Below are 4,870 nucleotides of genomic sequence, written 5' to 3'. Positions count from 1 at the left end.
CATCAACAGTTATGCTGGCGACTATAGCAAGAGTGAACCACCTGATCCCTTCCCGAACTCAGAAGTGAAACCTCTTCGCGCTGATGGTAGTGTGGGGTTACCCATGTGAGAGTAAGTCATCGCCAGCATCTTATTCTAAAAGCCCCCTCTAACGAGGGGGCTTTTTTTTAGCCTTACATTTTTATAAATCCAAATGACATCTACTGTACATACAATATCTACAACCCACACTCAAAGAAAAAAACACAACATCTACCCACAACACATCATCCCAGTTCAAGAACATACTCATATCGATAAAAATAAGACAATATAAAAATGAGCTATTCAGAGCATTTTAGACGAAAAGTTATAGTGCAGTTTGAGCAAAGGTATTTTATATGAGTGGTTGCTACACAATTTGAAATTGATAAAAACTCAATTTTGAGTTGGAAAAAATGAATCGAGGTTAAAAATGCACCCTCGTAAATTTTTTAAAATTAATGATGGTGCACTACCTATAAATGTTAAAAATACCCCGATGGTTATCAATATGAGTGCGTTGTAGGTGTTTTCTCAAGATCATCTATTGGTGATGTATTAAAAGGTTTAGGAATCAAAATTAAAGAAAACATGACGCCATTGGTAAGCTAAAAAACTATTCAAATTTAAAGTTTTAAATCAGATTCAATAAAAACAGCCTATTGTTTATTTTGACGAGAGTGGCTTTAAATTACATAGTCATCTATTTCATGGTCATTTTCAAGAATGAACACCATCTTATGAATCATTTAATTGGTAATTAAAGGAACAAGTTTGTATCAAGATCAGTTGTTTGAAGTTGGTTTATTCGACTGCAAAGTTAATTTAGATGTGTTTCCTTATTTCCCTAGATATTGTGTTTGGGATCTTTAGAAGTTTGATTGTTGATGATTTACTTTAATGTGTTTAACTACAAGACTAACAGGTCGAGCAGGTAAAAAAGTAGGCCTTTGTGATCGAGTGATTTTGTGAATCACATAGCTCGATTAAAATAAATCTAAACATGTAGGCTTTGAGTTTAAAACTTTCATATATTTATTGGTCATACATTTTGATATGTTGAATCGATATTTTAAAGTGAATAGAAAAATAGTTTAATGTGAGACATATTTTAAAAACTAATAATTTTACTGTCAAAATAATCTAGATAGAATAAAATATCCTCATTATGCTAGCGATTAAAATAGGAATGGGGTACGTATTATGAATAATATTGCATCGTCATTCTCAGATGCACTCATCCGTATTAAGAATTTAAGCTTTAAGCGTGGTGATAGAATTATATATCAAAATGTCGATATGGAAATTAGACGTGGTCAAATTACTGCAATTATGGGGCCATCAGGTACAGGTAAAACGACATTATTACGTTTAATTGGTGGTCAACTGTCTCCTGATCAAGGAACGGTATTTTTAGATAATATCGATATTTCCACAATGAATCGTCATGATTTATTTGCCGCACGTGCACGAATGGGAATGCTCTTTCAAAGTGGTGCATTGTTTACAGATATGACAGTGTATGAAAATGTTGCTTTTCCAATCCGTGCTCATACTCAACTACCTGAGAATTTAATTAAAGAGCTCGTTGCACTTAAATTAGAGTCAGTTGGTTTAAAAGGTGCAGAGCAGTTAATGCCATCTGAATTGTCTGGTGGGATGAATAGGCGTGTTGCACTTGCAAGAGCAATTGCACTTGACCCTGATCTGATTATGTATGATGAACCTTTTGCAGGGCAAGACCCCATTGTGATGGGAGTTCTGACACGTCTGATTCGATCTTTGAGAGATGCTTTGGATCTGACGACAATTATTGTGTCGCATGATGTAAAAGAAACGATGTCTATTGCAGATTATATTTATATTGTTGCAGATGGTGCTGTACAAGGAGAGGGCACGCCTGAACAGTTAATGCAACATGAGTCCGCATTTGTACAACAATTTTTAAATGGTCGTGCTGAAGGCCCTGTTGGATTCCAATTTAATTCGACTAAATATTTAAATCAAGAGGTGAAGTCTTGAATGCGATAGCCTTGTTAGGTCGTTATGTCATTGATGCAGTCCGTGGTATTGGTGTTGCAACATTATTACTGTTTCAAATTATTTTTTCACAGCCAAGTCTGATAGGTATTCGTTTATTTATACAACAAATGTATAAAGTTGGGGTGTTGTCACTCCTGATTATTGTGGTATCTGGTTTATTTATAGGGTTGGTGATTGGTTTACAAGGTTACACGATATTGGTCAATGTAGGCAGTGAATCTATGTTGGGTACAATGGTTGCATTAACTTTGTTAAGAGAATTAGCTCCTGTGGTTGCAGCGTTGTTGTTTGCAGGTCGTGCAGGTTCTGCTTTGGCGGCTGAAATTGGTTTAATGAAAGCCACTGAGCAACTTTCGAGTATGGAGATGATTGGTGTTGATCCATTAAAGCGTATTGTTTCACCTCGATTATGGGCTGGAATTGTAAGCTTACCGATGCTGACTGTAATTTTTGCGGCTGTAGGTATTTTCGGTGGTAAATTGGTTGGTGTTGACTTTTTAGGAGTCGATGAGGGGTCATTCTGGAGTGGAATGCAAAGTAGCGTTAACTTTTCTCATGACGTGTTAAATGGTGTGATTAAAAGTATTATTTTTGCAGTCGTGTGTACATGGATTGCAGTGTATCAAGGTTATGCATGTAATCCCACTTCTGAAGGTATTGCGACTGCCACAACAAGAACAGTTGTTTATTCATCGTTATGTGTTTTAGGGTTTGATTTTGTGTTGACTGCGGTCATGTTTGGAGGCGTGTAATGAAAGCTCGTGTGAGTGAATTGACCGTAGGTGTTTTTGTAATTATCTTCGGCTTGGCATTATTTTTTTTAGCAATGAAAGTCAGTGGTTTAGCAGGCAGTAGTTTAGGGGCAACGTATCAAATGACAGCAACATTTGATAATGTCAATGGATTGAAAAATAGAGCTAAAGTATCTATGAGTGGTGTAACCATTGGCCGTGTTGATGAAATTAGTTTAGATCCAGTATCTCGGTTGGCAAAAGTGACATTTGCACTTGATAAGAATTTAACAACATTTTCACCAGATCAATTAAAATCTGTAGAAAAAGACTCGTTAGCAGAGCTACGCTATAGTGATGATTACCAACAAGCCAATGCTCAGAAACAAAAAGATATGGAAAAGCAACTGTTAGACAGCATGAAATCTATTACTAATATAGATTCAGATGCTTATATTATGGTGGCAACCAATGGTTTATTGGGTGAAAAATATTTGAAAATTATACCAGGTGGTGGTTTAAATTATTTAAAACCTGGTTCAAGTATTAATAATACGCAAGGCACGATGGATCTTGAAGATTTAATTAGCAAGTTTGTCACAGGTATGGGTAAATCTAGTCCGAGCCAAAGTGGCTCTGATAGCTCATCTGTATCGGCATCAAAAGATACTCAAGCATCGTTTACTGAGTAGAATTTTTAGGAGTGAATATTTTGACCAATATATTTAAACATCTATTTGTAACAACAGCTTTAGTTGCAAGTGTGGGTACTGCGGTAGCCGCACCTGCACAAGCACCGAATGATTTTATTAAAACGGTTGCTGATGGCCTGATTAACCGCTTAAAAGCAGAACATGGACAATTGCAAAATAATCCTGCTGCTGTTAATGCTATTGTGAAGCAAAATTTAGAACCTTATGTTGATGTACAAGCTTTTACTCGCATTGTGATGGGGACATATGCTTCACCTCAAAATAGTACACCTCAGCAACGAGCAACGTTTGAAAGAAGTTTACGTCAAAGTTTAATTCAAAATTACGGTTCAGCATTGGCGAAATATTCAGATCAATCGTATGCGATTCGTCCATATCGTCCATCAGCAAGTGCTTATCAGGTCGTTACTTTAGATTTTGTTAATCAAGGCCAAAAAACACCTGTCGCATTTCAGTTAGGCGACAGTAACAATCAGTGGAAAATTCGTAATATCAATGTTGCAGGGATTGATTTAGGGCTACAGTTCAGAAATCAGTTTGCATCTAGTGTACAACGCTCAGGTGGAGACTTAGATAAAGCAATTGCAAGTTTTCAACCAGATGCAGATGCAGCAGTGAAGAAATAGAACATGCGTGCTGAAATTAATGTAGTGAATCAAAACCTCGTGATTAGAGGTCAAATTGATTTTAATAATGCTGAACAAGTCTATAAGCAAGGTTTAGCCATGATCTTGAAGCAATCTTCTGTTCCTGTAGTGATCGATCTATCTGCTTTAGAACATGGTAATACTTTGGTGCTTGCAGTGTTTATACAGTGGTTACGCCAAATGCCAAATGTTAGTGATTTGGCATTTAAATCTGTGCCAAATAAAATGCTAAAGATTATACAATCTTGTCATTTAGAGCATGAGTTACACATGATTGCGTAAATGGATATGCAATTGATGATGTAGTAAAAAAAATAGGTCAGTTATGTAACTGGCCTATTTGCTTTTGATTTGCTGAGCACAAATAGTAGTCAAAATATAGTGAAACCATCGAATTATTTAGATAGCAATAAATACCAAAATCTTTTCTAACCATGATTTTTATATGTTGCAGTCCACTTTCCATTTCTATAATAAGTTTTTATGATGAGTATTGTGTGTGTTTAGATGATGCATTACTACACCATCGATTAGACAATATAGTCAAACAATCAAAAATATAAGACAATATAAAAATGAGTTATTCAGAACATTTTAGACGAAAAGTGATAGCGAAGCTTGAGGAAGGATATTCCATACGAGCGGTCTCTGCACAATTTGAAATTGATAAAAATACAATTTTGAGTTGGAAAAAACGAATTGAAATTAAAAGAAC

At 35.7% G+C, this 4,870-nt stretch carries 6 protein-coding genes and 1 rRNA gene; all 7 read left to right on the top strand.

Features of this window, described 5'->3' with window-relative positions:
• Positions 1 to 13 precede the first annotated feature (13 nt).
• A 5S ribosomal RNA gene (gene rrf, locus I2F17_RS12320) occupies positions 14 to 128 on the top strand.
• A 1,096-nt stretch (positions 129 to 1,224) separates the two neighbouring features.
• A complete protein-coding gene (locus tag I2F17_RS12315; RefSeq protein WP_211140141.1) occupies positions 1,225 to 2,043 on the top strand; it encodes an ABC transporter ATP-binding protein in 819 nt (272 codons plus the stop codon).
• The gene (gene mlaE, locus I2F17_RS12310; RefSeq protein WP_196424038.1) at positions 2,040 to 2,816 is read left to right on the top strand and encodes a lipid asymmetry maintenance ABC transporter permease subunit MlaE; all 777 of its coding nucleotides are present in this window, start codon (positions 2,040 to 2,042) and stop codon (positions 2,814 to 2,816) included. Before I2F17_RS12315 ends, mlaE begins: the two co-directional genes overlap by 4 nt.
• Entirely contained in the window at positions 2,816 to 3,487 is a 672-nt protein-coding gene (gene mlaD, locus I2F17_RS12305) for an outer membrane lipid asymmetry maintenance protein MlaD (protein WP_196424037.1), read from the top strand. The genes mlaE and mlaD overlap by 1 nt, the downstream gene beginning before the upstream one ends.
• Before the next feature lie 20 nt (positions 3,488 to 3,507).
• Positions 3,508 to 4,134: an MlaC/ttg2D family ABC transporter substrate-binding protein gene (locus I2F17_RS12300; RefSeq protein ID WP_196424036.1), complete on the top strand. Its 627-nt coding sequence runs from the start codon at positions 3,508 to 3,510 to the stop codon at positions 4,132 to 4,134.
• 3 nt (positions 4,135 to 4,137) lie between these two features.
• On the top strand, positions 4,138 to 4,437 hold the full coding sequence (locus I2F17_RS12295) for an STAS domain-containing protein (protein WP_196424035.1): 300 nt from the start codon (positions 4,138 to 4,140) through the stop codon (positions 4,435 to 4,437).
• A 293-nt stretch (positions 4,438 to 4,730) separates the two neighbouring features.
• Positions 4,731 to 4,870 (top strand): IS630 transposase-related protein (locus I2F17_RS12290; protein WP_211140142.1); only part of this gene is annotated, 140 nt, incomplete at its 3' end.

It is taken from the genome of Acinetobacter baretiae, assembly GCF_015627105.1.
Classification (GTDB): Bacteria; Pseudomonadota; Gammaproteobacteria; order Pseudomonadales; family Moraxellaceae; genus Acinetobacter; species Acinetobacter baretiae.
Note: the sequence above shows the minus strand (reverse complement) of the source record. Positions and strands in the feature narration are given on the sequence as shown.